This is a genomic window from Desertihabitans brevis (assembly GCF_003327535.1).
Taxonomy (GTDB): Bacteria; Actinomycetota; Actinomycetes; order Propionibacteriales; family Propionibacteriaceae; genus Desertihabitans; species Desertihabitans brevis.
In genome coordinates, this window is the sequence record NZ_QOUI01000001.1 from 528139 (window position 1) to 551553 (window position 23415).

23 protein-coding genes are annotated in these 23415 nt (G+C 73.3%); 15 read left to right on the forward strand and 8 right to left on the reverse strand.

Going from position 1 to position 23415, the window contains the following annotated elements:
• The first annotated feature begins 66 nt into the window (after window positions 1–66).
• The 4 genes from DT076_RS02500 (at window position 67) to DT076_RS02515 (ending at window position 3353) form a co-directional block, all read left to right on the forward strand.
• A complete protein-coding gene (locus DT076_RS02500) occupies window positions 67–393 on the forward strand; it encodes a DUF3140 domain-containing protein (protein WP_114125020.1) in 327 nt (108 codons plus the stop codon).
• A gap of 43 nt (window positions 394–436) precedes the next feature.
• Window positions 437–1387 (forward strand): zinc-dependent alcohol dehydrogenase, encoded by a 951-nt coding sequence (locus DT076_RS02505; protein WP_147264038.1) that lies wholly within the window; start codon window positions 437–439, stop codon window positions 1385–1387.
• 48 nt (window positions 1388–1435) lie between these two features.
• Window positions 1436–2434 carry a YihY/virulence factor BrkB family protein gene (locus DT076_RS02510; protein WP_233493578.1) on the forward strand — a complete coding sequence of 333 codons (999 nt, stop codon included), beginning with the start codon at window positions 1436–1438 and terminating at the stop codon, window positions 2432–2434.
• A gap of 112 nt (window positions 2435–2546) precedes the next feature.
• Window positions 2547–3353 (forward strand): sirohydrochlorin chelatase, encoded by an 807-nt coding sequence (locus DT076_RS02515; RefSeq protein ID WP_158548023.1) that lies wholly within the window; start codon window positions 2547–2549, stop codon window positions 3351–3353.
• Here the strand turns inward: DT076_RS02515 and DT076_RS02520 are convergent.
• The 7 genes from DT076_RS02520 to hemE all read right to left on the reverse strand — a co-directional run bounded on the left by DT076_RS02520 (window position 3334) and on the right by hemE (window position 11338).
• The gene (locus tag DT076_RS02520) at window positions 3334–4260 is read right to left on the reverse strand and encodes a PPK2 family polyphosphate kinase (RefSeq protein ID WP_114125023.1); all 927 of its coding nucleotides are present in this window, start codon (window positions 4258–4260) and stop codon (window positions 3334–3336) included. The two genes, DT076_RS02515 and DT076_RS02520, sit on opposite strands and share 20 nt — an antisense overlap.
• Before the next feature lie 35 nt (window positions 4261–4295).
• Window positions 4296–6263, reverse strand: coding sequence for an ABC transporter ATP-binding protein (locus DT076_RS19800; RefSeq protein ID WP_233493579.1), 1968 nt, complete (start codon window positions 6261–6263; stop codon window positions 4296–4298).
• Window positions 6264–6312: 49 nt separating this feature from the next.
• The gene (locus DT076_RS02535) at window positions 6313–7179 is read right to left on the reverse strand and encodes an ABC transporter permease (RefSeq protein WP_232822032.1); all 867 of its coding nucleotides are present in this window, start codon (window positions 7177–7179) and stop codon (window positions 6313–6315) included.
• A 45-nt stretch (window positions 7180–7224) separates the two neighbouring features.
• Window positions 7225–7677 carry a peptide-methionine (R)-S-oxide reductase MsrB gene (gene msrB, locus DT076_RS02540; RefSeq protein WP_114125025.1) on the reverse strand — a complete coding sequence of 151 codons (453 nt, stop codon included), beginning with the start codon at window positions 7675–7677 and terminating at the stop codon, window positions 7225–7227.
• Window positions 7678–7791: 114 nt separating this feature from the next.
• A complete protein-coding gene (hemQ, locus tag DT076_RS02545) occupies window positions 7792–8475 on the reverse strand; it encodes a hydrogen peroxide-dependent heme synthase (RefSeq protein ID WP_325048345.1) in 684 nt (227 codons plus the stop codon).
• A gap of 311 nt (window positions 8476–8786) precedes the next feature.
• Window positions 8787–10238, reverse strand: coding sequence for a protoporphyrinogen oxidase (hemG, locus tag DT076_RS02550; protein ID WP_114125026.1), 1452 nt, complete (start codon window positions 10236–10238; stop codon window positions 8787–8789).
• The gene (gene hemE / locus DT076_RS02555; RefSeq protein WP_114125027.1) at window positions 10235–11338 is read right to left on the reverse strand and encodes a uroporphyrinogen decarboxylase; all 1104 of its coding nucleotides are present in this window, start codon (window positions 11336–11338) and stop codon (window positions 10235–10237) included. Before hemE ends, hemG begins: the two co-directional genes overlap by 4 nt.
• A 178-nt stretch (window positions 11339–11516) precedes the next feature.
• Here hemE and glnT point away from each other — a divergent pair, with 178 nt between their 5' ends.
• The 9 genes from glnT (at window position 11517) to DT076_RS02600 (ending at window position 20576) form a co-directional block, all read left to right on the forward strand.
• The gene (gene glnT / locus DT076_RS02560; protein WP_199538896.1) at window positions 11517–12854 is read left to right on the forward strand and encodes a type III glutamate--ammonia ligase; all 1338 of its coding nucleotides are present in this window, start codon (window positions 11517–11519) and stop codon (window positions 12852–12854) included.
• Window positions 12855–12891: 37 nt separating this feature from the next.
• Window positions 12892–13851 (forward strand): alpha/beta fold hydrolase, encoded by a 960-nt coding sequence (locus tag DT076_RS02565; RefSeq protein WP_114125029.1) that lies wholly within the window; start codon window positions 12892–12894, stop codon window positions 13849–13851.
• Between the two features lie 55 nt (window positions 13852–13906).
• Window positions 13907–14941, forward strand: coding sequence for a D-2-hydroxyacid dehydrogenase (locus tag DT076_RS02570; protein ID WP_114125030.1), 1035 nt, complete (start codon window positions 13907–13909; stop codon window positions 14939–14941).
• An 11-nt stretch (window positions 14942–14952) separates the two neighbouring features.
• Entirely contained in the window at window positions 14953–15912 is a 960-nt protein-coding gene (locus DT076_RS02575; protein ID WP_114125031.1) for an NAD(P)-dependent oxidoreductase, read from the forward strand.
• A gap of 1 nt (window position 15913) precedes the next feature.
• Window positions 15914–17005, forward strand: a complete 1092-nt coding sequence (locus DT076_RS02580; RefSeq protein WP_114125032.1) for an FAD-dependent oxidoreductase — start codon at window positions 15914–15916, stop codon at window positions 17003–17005.
• Entirely contained in the window at window positions 17002–17835 is an 834-nt protein-coding gene (locus DT076_RS02585; RefSeq protein WP_199538897.1) for an ABC transporter permease, read from the forward strand. The genes DT076_RS02580 and DT076_RS02585 overlap by 4 nt, the downstream gene beginning before the upstream one ends.
• On the forward strand, window positions 17832–18635 hold the full coding sequence (locus DT076_RS02590) for an ABC transporter permease (protein ID WP_114125033.1): 804 nt from the start codon (window positions 17832–17834) through the stop codon (window positions 18633–18635). The genes DT076_RS02585 and DT076_RS02590 overlap by 4 nt, the downstream gene beginning before the upstream one ends.
• A 116-nt stretch (window positions 18636–18751) precedes the next feature.
• Entirely contained in the window at window positions 18752–19537 is a 786-nt protein-coding gene (locus tag DT076_RS02595; RefSeq protein ID WP_114125034.1) for an ABC transporter ATP-binding protein, read from the forward strand.
• A gap of 55 nt (window positions 19538–19592) precedes the next feature.
• The gene (locus DT076_RS02600; RefSeq protein ID WP_114125035.1) at window positions 19593–20576 is read left to right on the forward strand and encodes an ABC transporter substrate-binding protein; all 984 of its coding nucleotides are present in this window, start codon (window positions 19593–19595) and stop codon (window positions 20574–20576) included.
• A 63-nt stretch (window positions 20577–20639) separates the two neighbouring features.
• On the opposite strand, the gene DT076_RS02605 is transcribed toward DT076_RS02600, so the two are convergent.
• Window positions 20640–21320, reverse strand: coding sequence for a TetR/AcrR family transcriptional regulator (locus tag DT076_RS02605; protein WP_114125036.1), 681 nt, complete (start codon window positions 21318–21320; stop codon window positions 20640–20642).
• A gap of 110 nt (window positions 21321–21430) precedes the next feature.
• On the opposite strand from DT076_RS02605, the gene DT076_RS02610 reads away from it, so the two are divergent.
• Complete coding sequence (locus DT076_RS02610) at window positions 21431–22036, forward strand: DUF3000 domain-containing protein (protein ID WP_114125037.1); 606 nt, start codon at window positions 21431–21433, stop codon at window positions 22034–22036.
• Complete coding sequence (locus DT076_RS02615) at window positions 22033–23358, forward strand: HRDC domain-containing protein (protein WP_114125038.1); 1326 nt, start codon at window positions 22033–22035, stop codon at window positions 23356–23358. The genes DT076_RS02610 and DT076_RS02615 overlap by 4 nt, the downstream gene beginning before the upstream one ends.
• Window positions 23359–23415 lie beyond the last annotated feature (57 nt).

Below are 23415 nucleotides of genomic sequence, written 5' to 3' on the forward strand. Positions count from 1 at the left end.
CCCACCGACAACCGGCAGCCGCGGACGTCCGGGTGTGGGCGCGCCGTCCGGGGGAACAGCAGGGCCATGAACGAGGACGACGAGGAGACCCGCGACGGGTTCGACGAGGCGGTCAACATGACGCCCAAGGAGCTCGAGGAGTGGCTGGAGACCGAGGAGTCGAAGAGCGTCGGCCAGTCCGAGGGCGGCGAGTCGACCGGGCACCGCAGCGGCCGCCGGATCGTCGAGCTGCTGCGGACCAGGAAGGGCGACCTGACCGACGACGACTTCGACCACATGCGCAAGGTCAACGGCTACGTCAAACGCCACCTGGCCCAGCGCCCCGACGGCGACGTCACCGACACCAGGTGGCGGTACTCGCTGATGAACTGGGGCCACGACCCGCTGAAGTGACCCCACCGGGCACCGCCGCGCCCGGGCTGCCACAGTGGGCCGCATGCCGGAACGCTGCTGGAGCTGGGACCTGACCGCCCCCAGGACGATGGAACGCGGCAGCGTCCCCGACCCCGACCCCGCCGCGGTGGGCCGCGACCAGGTGCTCATCGAGCTGCTGCTGGCCGGGATCTGCGGCTCCGACATCCCGCGCTACACCGGTGACGCCGACGTCCCCGAGACCCTGCCGGCGGCCGCGTTCCCCTGCCACGAGCTGGTCGGACGGGTGCTGGCCAGCGGCTCGGACCGCTTGCCGGTCGGCACCCGGGTGCTCGCCATGTCGACCACGCACACCGGGCTCCGGCAGCGCCAGGTGCTGCCGGCCGCGCACGCCGTCCCGCTGCCCGAGGAGCTGCCCGACGAGGTGGCCGTGCTGGCCCAGCCCACCGGCACCGTCCTCAGCGCGCTCCGCGGGGTCGGGCCGGTCGAGGGCCGCAGCGTCTGCGTCATCGGACTGGGCAGCACCGGGCTGCTGGCCGCCTCGGTGCTGGCCAGCCAGGGGGCCCGGGTCACCGGCGTCGACCCGCTGGACCGGGGCGACCTGCCGGCCCGGCTCGGCGTGGCCGAGGTGGTGCGGACGACCTCCGACGTGCTGGTCGCCGACGGGGCCCGCTTCGACCTCGTCTTCGAGGCCGTCGGGCACCAGACCCAGACCTTCGTCGACGCCTGCCACCTGGTGGGGATGGACGGCCGGCTCGTCGTCTTCGGCGTCCCCGACACCGACGACTACCCCTTCCCGCTGCGCACCGTCTTCCGACGCAACGTCGTGCTGCACACCGGCACCACCCAGCACTGGACCCGCTTCCTCGCCGCCGGCGTCGAGCACGTCCGCCGCCACGCCGACACGCTCGCCCCGGTGGTGACCCACGTCCTCGGCCTGGACGAGGTGCCGCGGGCCTACCAGCTGGCCGCCAGCGCCGACCCGGCCCGGGTCAAGGTGCTGATCCGCCCCTGACCGGCCCGGCACCGTGCCTCGGCGCGGGCACGGCCCTACGCTGCAGACGTGCCGCACTCCGTGCCCGACCCCGTGCGGCAGCGCCGTCGCACGCTGCTCGGGCGCCTCCGTGCCCGGGCCCGGCTGGTGCGGTCGCTGGTGCAGCGGGTCGGCGAGGCCTCCGGAGCGCTCCGGGTCGTCTGGCAGACGCTGGCCGTCGCCTTCACCCACCGGCTCACCGGGCTGGCCGCCGAAGCCGCCTTCTTCGCGATCCTGTCGCTGCCGCCGATGCTGTTCGGGCTGGCCGGTGCGGTCGGCTTCGTGGCCGGCGTCTTCGAGGTGGACGCCGTCAGCACCTTCCGCGCCGACCTGCTCCGGCTGGCCTCGGCCGCGCTCACGGGCGACGCGGTGAGCACCGTCATCGCACCCACCCTCGACGACGTCCTGGCCAGCGGCCGCGCCGACGTCGTCTCGGTCGGCTTCCTGCTCGCGCTGTGGGCCGGGTCGCGCTCGACCAACGTCTTCATCGAGACCATCACCATCATGTACGGGATGGCCGGCGAGCGCGGGATCGTCCGCACCCGGCTGCTGTCGGTGCTGGCCTACCTCGTGTTCCTGCTGGTCGGCGTGGTGGTGCTGCCGCTGATCCTGGCCGGGCCCTCGCTGATCGACCTCGCACTACCCGACGCCCTCGGCGCGGTCGGGCTGCTCTACTGGCCGGTGGTGCTGCTGCTCTCGGTCTGCATGCTCGCGACCGTCTTCCACCTCGCGGTGCCGCACCGCAGCCGGTGGCGCAGCGACCTGCCCGGAGCCGGGCTGACCGTGCTGCTGTGGCTGGGCGGCAGCGCGCTGCTCCGGGCCGTCCTGGGCCGCACCACCGGCACCGCCTCGGTCTACGGGCCGCTGGCGGCACCCATCGCGGTGCTTCTGTGGTTGTACCTGGTGTCCATCGCCGTGCTGCTCGGCGCGGCCCTCAACGCGGCGGTGGACAAGGTGTGGCCGCACCTCTCGGGACTTCACGATGGCGCCGCCCCAGATCGACAGGTGTCCGATTCGTCCGCATCTTGATATGGCTTCCCACATGTTGGGATTTGGATTTGCCAGTCAGGAGCGCCAGCACAAGAGTGTGCGGCAGCGGCGCTGTCTCAGCACGCAAGACCCTGTTCCAGGAAGGACTGTCATGTCGGCCCCTGCCCTCGTCCTGCTCGCCAGCGGTAGCTCTGACCCGGGTGTCGCCCAGGTCACCCACTGCATGCGCAAGGGGATCAAGGCGATGCGCCCGGCGCTCGACGTGCACGTGGCCTTCCTCGACCACTGCCCGCCGAGCGGTCCGCAGGTCGTGGGCCAGCTGGCGCGGGCCGGCGTGCAGGAGATCGTGTTCGTCCCCCTCGACATCTGCCGGGCCTTCGGCGTCGACGACCGCGTGGAGGCGCTGCTGGCCAAGGTCCGCGCCGCCCACCCCGGGCTGGCCGTGACCGCCTCGGAGCCGCTCGGACCGGGCGCGCAGCTGCTCACCCTGGTCGACCGGCAGCTGCGTGAGGCCCTGCGCCGCGTGCACGCCACCGAGCTGGACGGCCTGGTGCTGGCCGCCTCGAGCACCGACGAGGTCCGCAGCACCGCCATCCTCGGCCGCCGGGCGCGGCAGTGGTCGCAGCACCACCGCCTGCCGTGCGTGGTCGCCCAGGACACCGAGGGCGCCGGCGCGCTGGTGGCCGCGGTGAACAACCTGCGGGCCCAGGGACGTCGCCACATCGCCGTCGGCTCCTGGCACCTGGTGGGTGACGACGTCTGGCAGGCCCAGGCCGAGGCCGCCCGCGCGCTGGGCGTCCGTGCGGTCAGCCTGCCCTTCGGCGACCAGCCCGAGCTGCTCGACCTCGCCCTGGCCCGCTACGTGGTGGCGGCGATGGAGCTGGTGACCTTCGAGGAGGACACCCGCCCCGCGGCCGCGACCGAGGAGCGTCCGCGGCTCAGCGTCGTCGGCGCCTGAGCACGGCGGTCCAGACCCCGGCGACGTCACGGGTGGCGGCGAGCCGCTCCTTCTCGACGGCCACGTCGAAGTCGGCACGGGGCCACTGCAGGTCGAGGGCGCGCAGCTGCTCCAGCAGCAGCTGCGCGACCGCCCAGTTGCGGTACCACTTGCGGTCGGCCGGGATGACGTACCAGGGCGCGGTCGCGGTCGACGTCGCGCCCAGCACCTCGGTGTAGGCCCGCTGGTAGGCCGGCCAGTCGCGGCGGGAGTCGACGTCGCCGGGGTTGTACTTCCAGTGCTTGTCGGGGCTGTCCAGCCGCTCCATCAGCCGCTCCAGCTGCTTGTCGGCCGAGATGTGCAGGAAGCACTTGACCAGCCGGGTGCCGCCGGAGACCAGCTCCTGCTCGAACTGCGCGATCTCGGCCAGCCGCCGGCCCACCGCGTCCTCGTCCAGCTCGCCCCGCACCCGCGGCACCAGGACGTCCTCGTAGTGCGAGCGGTCGAAGATGCCGATCATCCCGGGCTGCGGCAGCGCCGTGCGGATCCGCCACAGGTAGTGGTGAGCGCGCTCCTCCTCGGTCGGCGCCTTGAACGCCTTGAGCTGCACGCCCTGCGGGTCGACCATGCCGATCGCGTGCCGGATGATCCCGCCCTTGCCGGAGGTGTCCATCCCCTGCAGCACCACCAGCACCGACGGCGTCCCCTCCACCCCCGACCGGCCGCTGGCGTACAGCCGCTCCTGCAGCTCCGACAGCTCCGGCTCGATCGCCAGCCGCACCGCGTCGGCGTCCTTCTTGCCCTGGCCCGGGTAGCCGGGCGTGGCGCGGGGGTCGTGGCTGGCGAGGTCGACCGGGCCGTCGGGCAGGCGCAGCACCTGGCTGAGCGGGGTCTCGGGCGGCTGGTAGGCGGTCTCGTCGGCGGTCATGCGGGTCAGTCTGCACCGCGGCGCGCCGGACGGGGCTACTTCTTCCAGCCCTCGTAGGCCTTGATGACCTCGTCGGGGTCGCCGTCCTCGCGCAGGACGCCCTTCTCCAGCCAGATCACCCGGTTGCAGGTGTCGCGGATCGAGCCCATCGAGTGCGAGACCAGGAACACCGTGCCGGCCTGCTCGCGGATCTCGCGGATCCGGCTCTCGCTGCGCTCGCGGAACTTCTTGTCCCCCACCGCCAGCGCCTCGTCCACGATGAGGATCTCGTGCTGCTTGGCCGCGGCGATCGCGAACTTCAGCCGCTGCTGCATGCCCGAGGAGTAGGTCCGCATCGGCAGCTCGATGAAGTCCTCCAGCTCGGCGAAGGCGACGATGTCGTCGCGCATCTCGGCGATCTCCTCCTTGCTGAAGCCGAGCGCGAGCCCGCCGAGCACGATGTTGCGCTCACCGGAGAGGTCGGGCAGCAGCGCGGCGCCGACACCGAGCAGGTTGGGCCGGGCCGAGGCGTAGATCGCGCCGCGGCTGGGCGGGGTGAGACCGGTGATGGCTCGCATCAGCGTCGACTTGCCCGAGCCGTTGGAGCCGATGATCCCGATCGACTCCCCCTTCTCGGCGGTGAAGGAGACGCCCTTGAGCGCGTGCACGGTCCGCACCCCGCGGGTGCGGGTGAGCAGCTTGCGGCCGGCCTTGTCGAGCGCCTTGCCGCTGGCGTACACCTTGTACTCCACGTGCACGTCGTCGACGATCACCGCCGCCGAGCCCATGTCGCTGGGGATCGGCAGCAGCGTGCCGTTCCCGGTGGCCGCGTCCGCCGGCGCCGGCTCGAGCGCGCGCCGCGGCGAGCCCGGGTCGCGGTCGTCGCGCCCGGGACGGTCGACGATGGCGAACCGGCCTGTCGCGGGCTCCCCCGCCGGGACGGCCGGCAGCCGTTGGGTGTCCTCCGCCGGTGAGCCGTGCTGCGGGCCGGAGACCCGCCGCGGCTGCGGCCGTGACCGCCGGCGGAGCAGGACGACGCCGACGCCCGCGGCCGCCAGCACCAGCAGCACCGGCACGCCGATCCGCAGCACGTCGCCCACGGCGGGCAGCCCACCGGCGGCGCCGGCGTCACCCTCGGTGGGCGGGGCCTGGGTGGTCTCGTCGGTGGGGGTGCCCCCGCCGCTCGGCGTGGGAGTGGGCGGGACAGGGGTGGGCCCGCCGGCCGGGACGGCCGGGTCCAGCTCGGTCGGGACCGGTACGCGGAGCACGTCCGCCCCGGCGCCGGTGGAGCCGACCAGCAGGTCCTCACCGTCCAGGCTGGTGGTGATCGTCTCGCCCTGCTCCTGCTCGGGCAGGACGGCGCTGGCCACCTCGGCGTAGTCGTCGTCGGGGTCGACCACGGTGACGGCGCCGTAGTCGCGCAGCGCGAGGGTGCCGTCGGGCAGCGCGGTGGCGTCCGTGACGAAGGAGGGTGCGTCGCCGACCCGCTCGAGGGTGTTCATCGCCTGGCCGGTGAGCTCGGCGGTGGGGGCCCAGATGCCGCCGTCCTCCTCCTTGGTGATGACGAGCAGCTCCTCGTCCTCGGTGACGACGATCGCCTCGGCGTCGTGGGACTCCCCGTCCTCGTACTGCAGGTCCCAGGCGTTGTAGAAGCTGTTGCCGCCGACCTCGGGGCTGGCGAGCCGGTAGACGGTGACGAAGTCGCGCTCCTGCTCGTCGTCGCCGATGTCGGCCAGGTACAGCCCGGCGTCGGTGTACGCGGCGGCCTCCAGGTCGGAGACCTCGGCGCCGAACACCACCCGGCCCTCGACCTCGCCGTCCTCGGCGACCGCGAAGGCCTCGGCCTCCTCCGACGAGTCGTTGACCGTCCAGTAACGGTCGTTGGCGGGGTCGCTGGCCAGTCCGGCGGAGCGTTCGACGTCGGGGTCGTCGAGGGTGAACTCGACCTCCTCGGCCACCGCCGGGACGGCCGTCCAGGACAGCCCGAGGACGCCCAGCAGCGCGGCGCTGACGGCCGCCGCCACCGAGCGACGACCTCGGCGCGGGGTTCCCCGCCGCCGACCGGATCGTCGCTCAGTCGCCACGGCCGTACCGCTCCTCGGCCGCCCAGAAGAACAGCAGCCCCACCACCAGCATCCCGACCGACCAGGCGGCGAAGTAGGCCCAGTAGATCGGCTGGGCGCCCTCGTAGCCCATCAGGAAGCTCCGGGCCAGGCTGAGCACCTCGTGGATCGGGTGGTAGTCGTAGATGGCGCGGAGCCACGGCAGGCTCGACAGGATGCGCTCGGGATCGAAGAGCACGCCGGAGGTGTAGAAGAAGATCCGGCTGATGTAGGGCAGGAACTGGGTGAGGTCGCGGACGTGCACCGTCAGCCGGGCCCCGATCAACGCGACGCCGGTGCAGAAGAGGACGTAGAGCACGAGCAGCGGGAGCATCAGCAGCCACTCCACCCGCGGGAAGTGCCCGAGAACCAGCAGCAGCACGACCATGACGCCGAGCGTCGGCACGAGGTTGAGCAGCTGCTGCAGCACGATGGAGATCGGCAGGGTGACGCGGGGGAACGACAACGACTGCACCAGCGAGGCGTTGCCGGTGATCGACTTCGCCCCGCTGGTCATGCATCCGGTGAAGAAGCTGAAGAGGAAGACCCCGATGACGACGAAGGGGACGAAGTCCTCCGGTGCGTTGTCGCCCTGCAGGATGCCGAAGATGGTGCCGTAGATGGCGGCGTTGAGCATCGGCTGCAGGACGATCCAGAGCATCCCCAGACGGTTGCGCTCGTTGCTGGCCTGCACCTTGTAGCGCGCCATCGCGTAGGCGAAGTCGCGGCGGTGCCAGGCCTCGCGCAGGTAGGACCACAGCGGGGGCCGTGCGCCCACGCGGTGCAGGTCCGGCTGCAGCTCGTCCTGGGCCACCGTCATCTCCCGTGCAATCCCCATCATTCGGTCCTGGGCCCCGGTGACCCGGAGTGGGAGTCTAGACGATCAGGCCCCCTCGACCGGCTGCAGCGACAGCGCCACGGAGTTGATGCAGTAGCGCAGGTCGGTCGGCGTCGCGTAGCCCTCACCGGAGAAGACGTGCCCCAGGTGGGAGTCGCAGGTGGCGCAGCGGACCTCGGTGCGGGTCATCCCGAGGGAGGTGTCGTCGATGTAGCGGACGCGGTCCTCGGCCAGCGGGGAGAAGAAGGACGGCCACCCGCAGTGGGAGTCGAACTTCGTCGTGGAGCGGAACAGCTCGGCGTCGCAGGCCCGGCAGCGGTACACGCCCTCGGTCGTGGTGTCGGTGTACTCGCCGGTGAACGGGCGCTCGGTGCCGGCCTCGCGCAGGACGTGGTACTCCTGCGGGCTCAGCATGGCGCGCCACTCGGCCTCGGACCGGACCACCTTGCCGACGCCGGCCGCGACGTCGGTGGTCTGCTGGTCGGAGCTCTGGGTCATGGTCGTCCTCCTGGTCTGGTGGTCGTGCAGCCTCGGTACAACGCGGTGGGCACCGTCACAGATTCCCCGCCGCCGTCCGGGCGTGTCGGGGACGGTACCCGCCCGCCCCAGCCGTCACCAGGAGGCGACGACCTCGGCCAGCTCGCGGCGCCGTCCGGTGTAGAACGGCACCTCTTCGCGGGTGTGGCGCCGCGCACCGGCCGCGCGCAGCGCCCGCATCAGGTCGACGATGCGGTGCAGCTCGCCGGCCTCGAAGGCCAGCAGCCACTCGTAGTCACCGAGGGCGAAGGAGGAGACGGTGTTGGCCAGCACGTCGGGGTAGGGACGGGCCAGCTCGCCGTGCTCGCGCAACATCGCCCGGCGCTCCTCCTCCGGCAGCAGGTACCACTCGTAGGAGCGGACGAAGGGGTAGACCGACAGGTACTCCCCCGCAGGGTGCCCGGAGAGGAAGGCGGGCACGTGGCCGCGGTTGAACTCCGCCGGCCGGTGCAGCCCCATCTGCGACCAGACCGGGGTGAGCCCCCGGCCCAGCTCGCTGCCGCGGAAGGCCAGGTAGGCGTCCTGCAGGGTGTCCGACGACGGCGCGTGCCACCACACCATCAGGTCGGCGTCGGCACGCAGCCCGGCCAGGTCGTACCAGCCGCGGATCGTCAGGTCGCCGCCCTCGGTCGCGGCGGCCACCGCCTCCAGCGCCGCCTGCGCGTCCCCGGTGGCGCCGGCCTCGCGGCGGAACACCGAGTACATGACGTAGCGGATGGTGGCGTTGATCTCCTCGGCCTGCTCGATCGGCACCGACACCGGAGCGTCCTCCTTCTCCCGACCCGCCGGGTGCGGGCGCGTGCCCACTGTGCCACCGGGGGTGACCTGCGGCGAAACCGTCGCGCCGCCGGGGAGATGATCGCCCTTCGACAGGCTCAGGGCGTTGTCGTGGGGTCGGTGCCCACGGTGCGGTTCGACCCCAGCGTCCTGAGCCTGTCGAAGGACGAGCCCGTCGGCACCCGACCGCGCAACCCCACTCCAGCGTCCTGAGCCTGTCGAAGGACGAGCCCCTCCACACCCGACCGCCCAACCCGAACCAGCGTCCTGAGCCTGTCGAAGGACGAGCCCCCTCAGCCGGCCATGGCCAGCACGCGATCGGCGGCCTCCAGCCCGGACTCCAGGCAGGGCCCGACGCCGACCCCCCGGTAGGCGGCCCCGCACACCTCCAGGCCGGGCAGCCCGGCCACCGCCTGCTCGACCTGCTCGACCCGGTCGACGTGGCCGACCGCGTACTGCGGCAGTCCCCCGCCCCAGCGCTGCAGCCGCCAGCCGTGGACCGTGACGCCGTCCCAGCGGGGCAGCTCGCGCAGCTCGGCCACGGTGGCGGCGGCCAGCTCGGCGTCCGGACGCTGCACCACCGCCTCCTCGCCGGCGCGGCCGAGGCTCACCCGCACCAGGTGGTGCCCGTCGCCCCACCGCTCCCGCACGCGCTCGGCGAGCCAAGCCCACTTGCGGTCGCTGTGGGTGATGGCCTTGATGGTCGGTGAGCCGCCGGGCGGGACGAGGAGCCCCGAGCCCTGCGGCCGGACGCCCTCGACGTGCAGGGCGAGCACCGCCGGCGAGGCGTAGCGGATGCTCTCCAGCGGTGTCGCTGCGGCGGTGCCGGTCAGCAGCCGGGCGGCAGCCGGGGCCGGGACGGCGAGCACGACCGCGTCCACCTCGAGCTGCTCGGACGCGTCTGCCCGCTCGTCGGCGCGCACCGCGCCGTCCTCGTGCCGGCGGGAGGCGAGCTCCAGCCGCCAGCCGTGCTGCTGCGGCTCGAGCCCGCGCACCGTCACCCCGGTGCGGACCCGCTCCCCCAGCTCCTCGACCAGGGCCCGCACCACCTGGTGCACCCCGCCGACCACCCCGGTGAAGGGGGAGCCGGTGCTGGTGCCCGGTGGAGGCATCAGCGCGGCGGCCGTGCGGAGCAACGACGTGCCGGTGCGCAGGGCGGACCACAGCCGGGGGTTGACCGCGGCGGCCGACAGCTCGCGGGAGCGTCCGGCGTAGACGCCGCCGAGCAGCGGTTCGAGCAGCCGGTCGGCGACCTCCGCGCCGAACCGGTCGGCCACCAGCGTCCCGATCGCGACGTCGCCGGCCGGGACCTCGAACGGCCGGTCCGGCTCCTCGGCCGCCCGCCGCCAGCCGTCCTCGCTGAGCAGCCCGCGCAGCGGCTCCAGGTCGCTCGGCACCCCGAGCAGCGACGGCGGCACCGGCACCGCGCGCCCGTCGGAGAGCAGGGCCGAGCGCTCGGCGGTCGGGGTGGTCAGGCGGTCGTCGAGCCCCAGCCGGCTGAGCAGCTCCGCCACCCGGGGACGTCCGCGCAGCAGCATGGACTCCGCACCGAGGTCGAGCCGCAGCCCGTCCAGCTCGCCACCGAGCACCTTCCCGCCGCAGCGCTCCGCCTGCTCGAGCACGACGACCTCGGTACCCGCGCCGAGCAGCGCGGAGGCCGCCGCCAGACCGGACACCCCGCCGCCGACCACGGCGACCCGGAGCCCGGCTCCCGTCCCGGCCGGGACGTCCGGCGGCGTGCTCACCGCACCGGGGCGGCCTCGTCGGCCACCCGCTCGGCCCCCGCCTCGCGCAGGGCCAGCCCCTCGGCGTGCACCAGCTCGACGACGCGGGCCAGCACGTCGGGATCGGCCGCGGGTGGGACGCCGTGGCCGAGGTTGAAGATGTGGCCCGGGACCCGTCCGCCGGCCCGCAGCACCTCGCGGACCCGCTCGGCCAGCACCGGCCAGGGGGCGCCGAGCAGGGCCGGGTCGAGGTTGCCCTGCACCGCCACGCCGCCGCCGACCCGGCGCCAGGCCTCGTCCAGCGGCACCCGCCAGTCGACCCCGAGCACGTCGGCTCCGGCGGCGACCAGGTCACCGAGCAGCTCCCCCGTGCCCACCCCGAAGTGGATCCGCGGCACCCCGAGCTCACCCACCGCCGCCAGCACCGTCGCGGTGTGCGGCTGCACCGAGGCGCGGTAGTCGGCCGGGGCCAGGGCGCCGGCCCAGGAGTCGAAGACCTGCACCAGCCGGGCGCCGGCCCGCACCTGGGTGGTGAGGAAGGCGGCCGAGATCCGCGCCAGCCGCTCCATCAGCTCCCGCCACAGCTCCGGCGCGCCGACCATCATCGCCTTGGTGCGGCTGTAGTCCTTGCTCGGCCCGCCCTCGACCAGGTAGCTGGCCAGCGTGAACGGCGCCCCGCAGAAGCCGATCAGCGGGACGTCGCCGAGCTCGGCCACCAGCAGCCGAACCGCCTCGGCGACGTGGTCGAGCTCACCGGGCTGGGGGTCGCGCAGCTGGGCCAGGTCGGCGTCGGAGCGGATCGGGGAGGCGATCACCGGCCCGGTGCCGGGGACGATGTCGAGGTCCACCCCGATCGCCTTCAGCGGCACCATGATGTCGGAGTAGAAGATGGCCGCGTCGACGTCGTAACGGCGCACCGGCTGCAGCGTGATCTCGGTGACCAGGTCGGGGCGGGCGCAGCTGTCGAGCATCGAGATGCCCTCGCGCACCCGCCGGTACTCCGGCAGCGAGCGCCCGGCCTGCCGCATGAACCACACCGGCACCCGGCTCGGCTCCACCCCCCTCGCCGCTGCCAGCAGCGGGGGCTCGTCGCCGGTCGGGGGCTCTGCGCGGTGCGTCACCCGGTCACCCTAGTCGGGCGAGCACGCCCGGCCCGCCCGCAACCGGCAGCGCGAGGGCGGGCACCACGTCCGCAGCGACGGAACACGACCGTAACGCGTTCGCAGGAGGAGCGACATCAGCGCTCCCTAGGGTTTCGATACAGCATCGGAACAGAGGGAGGGCATCGCGATGGTGGCGGTGGCAGCACAGATCAAGCAGCGGCTCGAGAGCGAGGGCGTCCGGTACGCGATCGCCGGTTACACCGACCTGCACGGCAACCTCAAGGGCAAGGTCGTGCCCATCGACCACCTGGTCGACATGGCCGGCGGCTCGGAGCTCTTCACCGGGGCTGCGGTCGACGGGCTGCCGCAGGACGTGAACGACGAGGAGCTGTCGGCCCACCCCGACCTGGAGCGCGGGATCGTCCTTCCGTGGCGACCGGACACCGCCCTCTTCCAGTCCGACCTGTACGTGGGCGGACAGCCCTTCGACGCCGCCTCGCGCAACATCCTGGGCCGCCAGATCTGCGCGGCGGAGAAGCTCGGCTACCGCTTCAACCTCGGCGTGGAGACGGAGTTCTTCGTGCTCAGGGACGGGCCCGACGGCCCGCAGAACGTCAGCGACCGCGACGTGCTCGAGAAGGCCTGCTACACGGTCCCGGCCCTGCTGGACAACTTCGGCTGGCTCCCCGAGCTGGTCGAGTCGATGAACGACCTCGGCTGGGACGTCTACTCCTTCGACCACGAGGACGCGCAGGGTCAGTTCGAGATCGACTTCGCCTACGCCGACGGCCTCACGATGGCCGACCGGGTCGTCTTCTTCCGCCTGATGGCCGGCGAGATCGCCCGCAAGCACGGCTTGTTCGCCTCCTTCATGCCCAAGCCGTTCGCCGACCGCACCGGGTCGGGCGCGCACTACAACATGTCCCTGGCCGACCCCGTCTCCGGTCGCAACCTCTTCGCGGCGGACGCCGACCCGCGCGGCGCGGGGCTCAGCGAAATCGGCTATCACTTCGCCGCCGGCATCGTCCGGCACGCCGCCGCCATCTGCGCGGTGATCGCCCCGACCGTGAACAGCTACAAGCGCCTCGTCCGTGGCGGTGCGATGTCCGGTTCGACGTGGGCCCCGATCTTCGCCAGCTGCGGCAACAACAACCGCACCAACATGCTGCGCATCCCGCTCGGGGGCGGCCGGGTCGAGTGCCGGGCGGTGGACGCCGCCTGCAACCCCCACCTGGCGGCCGCCCTGCTGCTGGCGGCGGGTCTGGAGGGCATCCGCGAGGAGCTGCCGCTGGAGCACTTCCACACCGAGAACCTCTACGACGTCGCGCCCTCGGAGTACGCCGCGCGCGGGCTGACGCTGCTCCCCCGAACGCTGGAGGAGGCCGTCGACGCCTTCGAGGCCGACCCCTTCGTCCGCGAGGTGCTCGGCGAGACGGCCTGGCGGGCCTTCGTCGACTACAAGCGCGAGGAGTGGGGCTCCTACGCCACCGCGGTCAGCGACTGGGAGACCAACCGCTACCTGAAGTTCTTCTGACCCGCCTCACCGCACCACACACCGGAGGGAGCACACCGTGCTGCTGCACGTCGACGAGCTCAGGCTCGAGTCCGGGGAGCTGCTGCAGGGGGCGGTCATCGGGTACCGCACCTACGGCCGGCTCGCCGAGACCGGCGACAACGCGGTGCTGCTGTTCAGCTACTACACCGGCAACCACGACAGCTATGACCCCTGGATCGGCCCGGGCCGCCCGCTCGACCCCGACCGCCACCTCGTCGTCGTGGTCGACCACCTGGGCGGAGGCGTCTCGACCTCGCCCTCGCACGGCCTCGACGTCGTCCCCGAGCTCACCACCGGCGACTGCGTGGAGGCAGCGAGGCTGGTGCTCGCCAGCCTCGGCGTGCGACGGCTGCGGCTGGCAGCGGGGTGGTCGCTCGGCGGGATGCAGGCGTTGGAGCTGGCGGTACGCCACCCGTCGTCGGTCGAGGCGGTCCTCGCCCTGTGCTCGGCCGCGCGCTGCAGCGAGGTGAACGAGGTGTTCCTCGGGTCGGTGGCGGCCGCCCTCGGAGCCGACCCGGAGCCCGGGGCGCGGGTCGGGCGCAACGCCTTCGGCCGGGTCTACGCCGGCTGGGCCTACAGCGAGGAGTTCTTCGCCGAGGGGCTCTACCGCGAGTTCGGCTACCGGGATCCCGCAGACGTGCTGTCCTCCTGGGGCCGCGACCACGAGGATCACCACGCCGACGACCTGCTGGCGAGCCTGCGGATGTGGCTGCGGGCCGACGTCGGCCGCGGCCGCGGCGGCACCCTGGCCGCCCTGGCCACCATCACCGCCCGCACCCTGCTGATGCCCGCCTCCACCGACCAGTACTTCACCGTCGGCGAGAACGAGCGCGAGGTCGGCGCCCTGCGTCGTGGCGAGCTGCGGGTGCTCGAGTCCCCCCTCGGGCACGTCGCGGGACGTCCCGGCGTCCGCGCCGCCGAGCAGCAGGTCGTCGACCGGGCCCTCCGCGACCTCCTCGACGACCCTGCCTCCTGAGCCCACCAGGCCCGCACCGCCTGACCCGTACCGACCCAACGAGAGGAACCCACCCGTGGCACTGAACGTCGTCGTCGCCGGACTGCCCAAGGCCGTCCAGCACGCGCAGGACCCCGACGAGGGCCTGTGGCTGACCGACGAGCAACGCGCCCGCGTGCTGGGTGCCGCGCCGGACGTCCGGCTGGAGCACCTGCCCGTCTCCCAGCTCAACGCGGGCCGCGGCCCCGAGCGCGCGCCGCACGCGATCATGGTCGAGACCAGCGGCTCCAAGCCGTCGCTGGATGTCGAGCAGGGCATCCTGACCCGCTCCGGCCTCGACGTGCTGCTGGGTCCTGAGCTCCGGCTCCTCCAGTCGATGAGCGCCGGGGCCGAGCACCTCGTCGGCGTCGTACCCGATGGCGTCGCCTTCGCGAACGCCTCGGGCGTCTCGGCGCCAGCGATCGCCGAGACCGTCATCGCGGGGCTGCTCGCCGACGCGAAGATGCTCCGGGAACGGTGGCGGCACCAGGCCGCCCGGGCATGGGTCGAGCTGCCCGCACGCGAGCTCTCCGACACGGTGCTGGTGGTCCTCGGCACGGGCAACATCGGCGCCAGCACCGCCCGGATCGCCCGGGTCCTCGGCATCCGGACGATCGGGGTCAACCGGACCGGTCAGCCCGTCGACGGGTTCGACGAGACGACCACCACCGAGCACCTGCACGACGCCCTCGCCCGGGCGGACCACTTCGTCATCGCGGCGCCCCTGACGCCGGCCACCCGGGGGCTGGTCGACGCGACGGCCCTGGCGGCGATGAAGCCCGGCGGCTGGGTGGCCAACGTCGCCCGCGGGGCCATCCACGACGCGGACGCGCTCGCCGCCGCCCTGCACGACGGCCACCTGCGCGGCGCCCTCATCGACTGCCACGTGACCGAGCCGCTGCCGGCCGACGACCCGCTGTGGGCCGCTCCGGGAGCGACGGTGCTCCCGCACGACTCGCACGCCTCCCAGCTGCTCGGCGACCGGCAGGTCGACCTGTTCGTCGACAACCTCAGCCGGTTGTCGCAGGGACGGCCGCTGCGCAACCTCGTCGACCTGTCCCGCGGATACTGAGGAGGTCCATCGTGCGGATCGGATTCATCGGACTGGGCATCATGGGCGCCCCCATGGCCCGCCATCTCGTCGCAGCCGGGCACGAGGTCGTCGGGCACAACCGGTCGGCGCCCGCCGTCGAGGCGTTCGTCGCCGCCGGAGGCCTGGCCGCCGCCCCGGACGAGCTCGCCGCCACCAGCGACGCCCTCGTCCTCGTGCTGCCCGACGGCCCCGACGTGGAGGCCGTCCTCTTCGGCGACGGCTCGGTCGACCCGGGAGGTACGGCGGCGGACGGTGTGGCAGACCACCTGCGGCCCGGCACGCTCGTCGTCGACTGCAGCACCATCGCACCCGAGACCGCCCGGTCGGCAGCCGCGCGGTTGGGCCGGCGCGGGGTGCGCTACGTCGACGCCCCGGTCAGCGGCGGCGAGTCCGGCGCGGTGGCAGGCACCCTCGCGGTGATGATGGGCGGCACCGCGGACGACGTCGCCGCAGCGGAGGAGGTGGTGGCTCCCTTCGCCGGGTCGACGGCACACGTCGGGCCGGTCGGCTCGGGACAGCTGGTGAAGGCAGCCAACCAGGTCCTCGTCGCCGGCAACATCGCGGTGTTGGCCGAGGCGCTCTCGCTGCTGCGCCGCACCGGTGTCGACCTCGACGCCGCCCTCGCCGTCCTCGGCGGCGGGCTGGCAGCGAGCCGGGTGCTCGAGCTCAAGGCGCCCAAGATGCTGGCAGGCGACCTGGCCCCCGGGTTCCGGCTCGACCTGCACCACAAGGACCTCAAGATCGCGCTGGGAGCGGCCGAACGCGCCGGTGTCGGACTGCCGCTGACCGGCACGGTGACCCAGCTGGTGCTGGGGCTGCGGGCCGCCGGCGACGGGTCCCTCGACCACGCGGCTCTGGTCCGCGCGATCGAGCGGCTGAGCGGTCTCCCCGTCACGGGCGGGGCCGTCGGGCCGTCGGGCGCCCCGCACGGCACGCCGGGAAGGGGTTGAGATGCCCACCGCACTGATCTGCGGCGGCGGGGTCGCCGGCCTCTCCAGCGCCCTGCACCTCAAGCGCGACGGCTGGCGGGTGAGGCTGTTCGAGAAGGACGCCGAGCTGCGCACCGCCGGGGTCGGGTTGAACATCTGGCCGAACGGCGTGCGGGTGCTGCAGGGGCTCGGCCTGGGCGAGTGCTTCCTCGCCGAGGCGGCGTCGATGAACCGCTGGTGGACCCTCGACAGCGACGGCACGAGGACCAGCGACACCGACGTGTCGTCCTGGCCCGACGAGCTCGGCGCTCCCATCACCGGTGCCCGTCGCCGACGGCTCAACGCCATGCTGGCCGCCGGGCTCGACACCGAGGAGATCGTCTTCGGCGCGACCGCGGAGACCTACCAGCAGGACGGTGAGCAGATCACCCTGCACCTCGCCGACGGCCGCCGCGCCACCGGAGACCTGCTGCTGGGCACCGACGGCATCGGGTCGCGCATCCGCACCCGGGTGCTCGGGGCGCGGCCCGCGTTCACCGACCCGGGGCTCTACCGCTGGCGGGGGGTGTTCGCCTGTGCCGAGGCGGGCGTGCCCACCGACGTGCAGGCCGACGTCTTCGGACCGACCGGGCACTTCGGGTGGATCCCGATCGACGCGACGCACGCCTACTGGTACGGCACCCTCGACGGACTGACGACGCTCGAGCAGGTCTCGGAGGTGTACTCCTCCTGGAGCGGCACGCCCGTCCCCGCCATCATCGCCGCGAGCGAGCCCGCCAGCCTGATCGGGCGGGAGATCACCCACTACCGCAGCCACCTGCCGCGGTGGTCGGACGGGCGCGCGCTGCTGGTGGGCGACTCCGCGCACCCGATGTTCCCGGGCATGGCCCAGGGCGCCAACCAGGCCCTGATCGACGGCCAGACCCTGGCGCGGTGCCTGCGCGAGCACCCCGACGTGCCGACCGCGGTGGCCGCCTTCGAACGCGAGCGGCTCCCGGTCGCGAACAAGATGGTCGACTACTCGCGCCTGCACTTCGACTACACCCGCACCCGCGAGGAGTACGCCGCGGGCCGGGGCAACCTGCAGATCCAGCGCTACCTGGAGTTCGAATGATGGTCCTGCCCACCCTCGCCCGGCCCGCCCCGCGGGTGCCCCGCCGACGCCCCGCCCGCGGCCGACTGCGGGGCGGCGCGGTCCTCCTCCCGCTGGCGGCCCTCGCCGTCGCCGTCGCCCTGCAGGAGGCGCTGACCCGCACCGGTGTGCTGCCGGGGTCCTACTTCCCGCCCGCCAGCCAGACCGCCGCGGCCCTGCTGGTCGAGCTGGGCGGCGCCACGTTGTGGCAGACCCTGGGCAGCACGGTCTCCACCTGGCTGCTCGCCCTGCTGATCGCGGTCCCGCTCGGCACCGCGGTGGGCACCGTGCTCGGTCTCGTCCGACCCGTGGAGGCGTTCCTGCGGCCGGTCGTGGAGTTCCTCCGTCCGATCCCGTCGGTCGCGCTCATCCCGCTCGTGGTGCTGACCATCGGCACGAGCGCGCGGTCGGCCCTGTTCCTGGCCGTGTTCGCCTCGTTCTGGCAGGTGCTGGTGCCCGCGATCGCGGGCGTGCGGTCGGCGCACCCGATCGCGCTGGACACCGCCCGCTCCTACAGCTTCACGCTGTGGCAGCGGCTGCGCTGGGTGCAGCTGGCGGCGATGCTGCCGCACCTCGCGACGGCGACCCGGCTGGCCACCTCCACCTCGCTGATCCTCGTCGTGACGGCCGAGATCATCATCGGCATCCCCGGGCTCGGCCACGAGATCACGATGTCGCGCAGCGTCGGCAACCCGGCCCGCATGTACGCCTACATCGTCGTCAGCGGGGTCGCCGGCATCGTCATCAACGCCGTCGTCAAGCGCCTGGAGCGCGCCCTGTTCGTCAGCCACGGGATCGGAGCACAGGCATGAGCGTGACACGGACGACTGAGCTGCGGCGGCTGGCCGACGGCGGGCGGGGGCGCGTGGCGCTCGGCGTCCTGGGTGCCCTCGTGGCCGTCCTCGCCTGGTCGGCGGTCTCGGGGAGCAGCGAGAACATCTACTTCCCGTCGCTGCTGGAGATCCTCGAACGCACCGCCACCTACTGGCCGACGCCGGAGGGCGTCGACAACCTCACCGCGAGCCTGCGCACGCTCGGTGCCGGACTGGGCCTGGCCGTCCTGGTCGGGGTGGCCGCGGGCCTCCTGATCGGGCAGGTGCCGGTGGTGGCGCAGACGGTCTCGCCGGCGCTGGAGTTCGTCCGTGCGATCCCCGCCACCGCCCTGGTCCCGTTCGCGATGATGCTGTTCGGCGTCGGGGACGAGATGAAGGTCTTCCTCATCGCGCTGGGGTGCGTGTGGCCCATCCTGCTCAACACCGCCGACGGGGCCCGCGGGCTGGACGCCACCCTGCTCGACACTGCCAGGGTCTTCCACGTCACCGGCCTGCGGCGCGCGCTGGGCGTGGTGGTGCCGGCAGTCCTCCCGCGGGTCCTCGTCGGGGTGCGGATCGCGGTGCCGCTCAGCCTCATCCTGATGGTCACCAGCGAGATGGTCGGGGCGCAGCGGGGTCTCGGGTACGTCATCACCCAGGCCCAGGCCACCTTCCAGCTGCTGACGATGTGGTCGGGGATCGTCGTCCTCGGCGTGCTCGGCTTCCTGCTCACGACCGCCTACTCCGCGCTCGAGCGCCTGCTGCTGCGCTGGTGCGACCCCAAGCGTGTCTCGTCCTGAACCGCCCGAAGAAACGCAGCGGTAATAGGGACGACACCCGTCCGAGACGCCTTCTCCGTACCGTTTCAATACCTACTCGATACTGCGACGCAACCGACCTCCAGCGGGAGAACCACGTGCTCCTCATCACCGATCTCGAGAAGACCTACCCGGGCCCGAACGGCGGCTTCACCGCGGTACGCGGGATGTCGTTCGCCGTCCAGGACGGCGAGATGTTCACCATCGTCGGCCCCTCCGGCGCGGGCAAGACGACCCTGCTGCGCTGCGTCGCCGGGCTCAGCGCGCCGACCGCCGGGACCATCAGCATCGACGGCGTGCCGATCGACGGCCCGCCGCGCGAGTTCGCGGTGGTCTTCCAGGACTACGCCCGCTCGCTGATGCCCTGGATGAGCGTGGCCAAGAACGTCGAGCTGCCCCTGGTCAAGCACGGCAGCGACGCCCGGTCGCGCAGGCGTGCGGTGGAGCAGGCGCTGGCCGAGGTGGGCCTGGCCGATGCCGCCCACAAGAAGCCCTTCCAGCTCTCCGGCGGGATGCAGCAGCGGGTCGCGATCGCCCGGGCCATCGCCTACCGGCCGAAGGTGCTCATCATGGACGAGCCCTTCGCCTCCGTCGACGCCCAGACCCGCGCCGACCTGGAGGACCTGCTGCTCAAGGTGCGCGAGGAGACCGGCACCACCATCGTCTTCGTCACCCACGACGTCGACGAGTCGGTCTACCTCAGCGACCGCGTCGCCATCGTCACCCGCTCGCCCAGCCGGATCGACCGCATCGTCTCGATCCCGCTGCCGCACCCGCGCGACCAGATCGTCACCAAGTCGTTGCCCGAGTTCGCCGAGCTGCGCGCGCAGGTGTTCGGGCGGATCCGCGAGATGGTGCACGACGCCGCGCTGGCCGACGCCTGAGACCACCTCCGGGAGCTCCCGACCTTCCGCCGCACGACCGACAGGAGAACCGCCCATGCCCAGCCGCGCCATCCGCCTCGCCATCGCCAGCGCCGCGGCGCTGACCCTCACCCTGCTCCCGGGGTGCCAGAGCACCGAACCCGACGCCGCCGCCGAAGGGCCCGACGGACTGACCCCGGTCAGTGTCGGCACCATCAACGCCATCCTCAGCGCACCGCTCTTCCTCGGCATCGAGGAGGGCATCTTCGCCGAGCACGGCCTCGACCTCGAGGTGAACTTCGCCGACGGCGGGGCCGCCGTCATCCCGAGCGTGCTGAGCGGGGACAACGAGTTCGGCTACTCCAACACCGTCAGCCAGCTCGCCGCCATCGACGGCGGACTGCCACTGACCTTCGTGCACAGCGCCTGGGCGCCGTGCTGCTCCTTCGACGAGGACGACCACGGCGTGCTCGTGCGACCCGACAGCGGGATCACCGAGCCTGCCGACCTCGAGGGCGCCAACATCGCCGTCAACACGCTGCACAACATCGGCGAGGTGCACATCCGCCTCGCCTTCGCCGACCTCGGCCTCGACGACTCGACCCTCACCTGGACCCAGCTGCCGTTCTCCGACATGACCGCTGCCCTCGAGCGCGGGGACGTCGACGCCATCTGGGTCTCCGAGCCGTTCCTCACCCCGGGACTGGACGCCGGTTTCGAGCGCGTCCTGTCCCCCGGTGTGCAGTCGTTCTCGGGCGAGGTCAGCGGCTACTACTCCACCTCCGACAGCTTCGCCGCTGCCAACCCCGAGGTGGTCTCGGCCTTCTCCGCAGCGATGACCGAGGTCAACGAGCTCGCCGAGGCCGAGCCCGAGCGGCTGCGCGAGGCGGCGGTCGAGGAGATGGGCTACGACGCCGAGACGATGGCCCGGGTCAACGTGCCCGGCTTCCCCAACGACGACGGCCTCGACGCGTTGCGGCGCTACGCCGACGCCTCCGCCGAGTACGGCATCATCCAGAGCGTGCCCGACGACCTCGAGGCGCTGTTCGCCACGAGCTGACCCGAGGACGCGTCGGATCCCGGGGCCCCGGACGGCATCGCCGGTCGGGGCCCTTCGGCGTGCTCAGGGCCCGGTCGCGGCGAAGCCCGCGATACCCGCCCGCGCCGCCGCCACCACCGCGGGCAGCGACCCCGGTTCCCGCAGGAGCGAGCTGACCGCCATCGTGGCGGCGGCATCGGCACGCCGCGCCACGTCGGCCACGTCGCCACGGCCGGCATGGAAACGATGCTGGGTGCCCTCGGTCAGGCTGAGCGCGGTGCGCACCACGTCCTCCTCGTCGACGTCCACGAACTCCCCCGCGGCGACGCCCTGCGCCACCACGTCCCGCAGCAGTCGGACCAGCTCGGCGTAGTCCAGCCCGAAGTCGGCGAACTCCTCGGGCTGCTCGTGCGCCGTCTGCTCGAGGGCGTAGAAGTTGAGCGGTGCCAGGCACATCTGGACGACGTCGTGGTAGAGCACCACGTACAGCCTCGCGGCGGCCGGCTCCGCCCGGTCGACGAGCACCCGGGCCGCCGACAGCGACACGCGGTTCTGCTCCATGATGGCGCGCAGCAGCTGGTCCTTGGAGGAGAACCAGTAGTAGATGGAAGACTGCCGGAGCCCCGACGCCTCGGCGATCTCGGACATCCGCGTCGCGCTGAAGCCCTTCTCGGCGAAGAGCGCGGCCGCGACGGTGAGGATCTCCTCCCGGGGACCGCTGCTGACGACCCCGCTGCGCCGTGGCCTCCCGCCGGTGCCTGCCATAACAGCATGCTAGGCGCTCCGCTCCCGCAGGACCGGCGTGAGAGGCCGGACGAGCCCCGACCCGGCGAGTCTGCGCGGCAGCCCGCGGGCGGCTGAATTACGGTGGTCCGGTGGCTGCACGCACTGATCCCGCTCCGGCGCCGGTGGAGTTCACCGAGGCGGTCCGCGAGCTCCTCTCGGTCCGTTGGCGTCCCGAGCTCGCGGTGGAGCAGATGCCGGCCCCGCAGCGGATCGCCCCGCACTCGGCCGCGGTCACGGCCGACGTCACCCAGGGCGAGGACGAGATCGGCACCGGACGGCTCGTGCTGCTGCACGACCCCGCCGGGAACGCGGCCTGGCAGGGCACCTTCCGACTGGTGACCTTCGCCCGCGCCGAGGTCGACCCCGAGATGGTCACCGACCCGGTGCTCGCCGAGGTCGGCTGGAGCTGGCTGGTGGAAGCGCTGGCCGAGCGCGGCGCGGCCTACACCGAACCCAGCGGCACGGTCACCTCGGTGGCCAGCCACTCCTTCGGCGCGCTGGCCACCGACACCAGCAGCGCCCGGGCCGAGGTCGAGATCCGCGCCTCCTGGACGCCGCTGGTCGGCCCCGGGCAGGGGCTGGCCGCGCACTGCCTGGCCTGGGGCGACCTGCTCTGCACCGCCGCCGGGCTGCCGGCGCTGCCCGAGGGCGTGGTCGCGATGCCGAAGCGCCGGCCCACCGGACCGACGCGTTGAGCGAGGTCGACCGGCCGGTCTCGGACGCGCCCGAGGCCGAGGCCCCGCCGGTGCTCACCGCGCCGGCCGACGGCGTCCCGCCGGTGGTCGACACCCCGGACGCCCTGGCCGCCACCATCGCCGCGCTGGCCGCGGGCCACGGCCCGGTCGCCGTCGACGCCGAACGGGCCCAGGGCTACCGCTACGGCGCCGAGGCCTACCTGATCCAGCTGCGCCGGGCCGGCTCGGGCACCCACCTGGTCGACCCGCGTGCCTTCGCCGTCGACGGTGTGGTCGACCTGTCCGCGCTGGCCGCCCCGATCGCCGACGCCGAGTGGGTCATCCACGCCGCCTCCCAGGACCTGCCCTGCCTGGCCGCGGTGCAGATGGTGCCGACCCGGCTGTTCGACACCGAGCTCGCCGGACGGCTGCTCAACCGGCCCCGGGTGGGTCTGGGGGCGCTGGTGGAGGTCGAGCTCGGGCACCGGCTGCTCAAGGAGCACTCGGCGGCGGACTGGTCGCGCCGGCCGATCCCCGAGGAGTGGCTCAACTACGCCGCCCTCGACGTCGAGCTGCTGCTGGAGCTGCGCGAGGTGATGGGACGCCACCTGGAGGAGGCCGGCAAGGCCGGCTGGGCCGAGCAGGAGTTCGCCGCACTGGCCGCCGCGGCCGCCACCCCGGCGCCGGTGCGGGTCGACCCGTGGCGCCGGACCTCGGGCATCCACGGGGTGCGGACGCCGACCGGGATGGCTGTGGTGCGCGAGCTGTGGCTGGCCCGCGACGAGATCGCCCAGCGGACCGACCGCGCACCCGGCCGGGTGCTGCCCGACGCCGCGATCGCCGAGCTGGCCGCCCGGGAGCACCCCGAGCCTGCCGACGTCGACCGCATCGCCGGATTCCGCCGACGGACCGCGGTACGCCACCGCAGCACCTGGGTGGAGGCGCTGGAGCGGGCCCGCGCACTGACCCGGCGCCAGCTGCCGCCGCTGCACCTGCCCAGCGACGCTCCCCCGCCGCCGCGCACCTGGGACCGCCGCGACCCGGCCGCCGCCGCCCGCTGGGAGCGGGTCCGGCCGGCCGTGCTGGCGCTGGCCGAGAGCCACGAGCTGCCGGTGGAGAACCTGCTGACCCCGGCCCTGCTCCGCGAGCTGGCCTGGCGCCCGCCGTCCCCGCTGGACGCGGCGGCCGTCGACGCGCTGCTCGCCGAGGGCGGCGCCCGGCCCTGGCAGCGCGAGCTGGTGGTGCCGGTCGTGACACCGCTGCTCGACGACGCGCTGACCGACCCGGAGGTGCTGGAGCGGCCCGCAGAGCCGGGTGGCCGCTCGCGGCGCCGTCGCGACTGAACCAGCAGGACCGGGCACACCCTTGCCAGCCGCAAGTTACCGGTGAGTAATATGTGC

What these genes read in the sequence shown, in the direction of transcription:
- DT076_RS02585 (WP_199538897.1), top strand. Translation starts at nt 17,002, where the DNA reads ATGATGGTCCTGCCCACCCTCGCCCGGCCCGCCCCGCGGGTGCCCCGC.
- msrB (WP_114125025.1), bottom strand. Translation starts at nt 7,677, where the DNA reads ATGACCCAGAGCTCCGACCAGCAGACCACCGACGTCGCGGCCGGCGTC.
- DT076_RS02590 (WP_114125033.1), top strand. Translation starts at nt 17,832, where the DNA reads ATGAGCGTGACACGGACGACTGAGCTGCGGCGGCTGGCCGACGGCGGG.
- DT076_RS02520 (WP_114125023.1), bottom strand. Translation starts at nt 4,260, where the DNA reads ATGACCGCCGACGAGACCGCCTACCAGCCGCCCGAGACCCCGCTCAGC.
- DT076_RS02580 (WP_114125032.1), top strand. Translation starts at nt 15,914, where the DNA reads ATGCCCACCGCACTGATCTGCGGCGGCGGGGTCGCCGGCCTCTCCAGC.
- DT076_RS02535 (WP_232822032.1), bottom strand. Translation starts at nt 7,179, where the DNA reads ATGGGGATTGCACGGGAGATGACGGTGGCCCAGGACGAGCTGCAGCCG.
- DT076_RS02600 (WP_114125035.1), top strand. Translation starts at nt 19,593, where the DNA reads ATGCCCAGCCGCGCCATCCGCCTCGCCATCGCCAGCGCCGCGGCGCTG.
- DT076_RS02515 (WP_158548023.1), top strand. Translation starts at nt 2,547, where the DNA reads ATGTCGGCCCCTGCCCTCGTCCTGCTCGCCAGCGGTAGCTCTGACCCG.
- DT076_RS02505 (WP_147264038.1), top strand. Translation starts at nt 437, where the DNA reads ATGCCGGAACGCTGCTGGAGCTGGGACCTGACCGCCCCCAGGACGATG.
- DT076_RS02500 (WP_114125020.1), top strand. Translation starts at nt 67, where the DNA reads ATGAACGAGGACGACGAGGAGACCCGCGACGGGTTCGACGAGGCGGTC.
- DT076_RS02605 (WP_114125036.1), bottom strand. Translation starts at nt 21,320, where the DNA reads ATGGCAGGCACCGGCGGGAGGCCACGGCGCAGCGGGGTCGTCAGCAGC.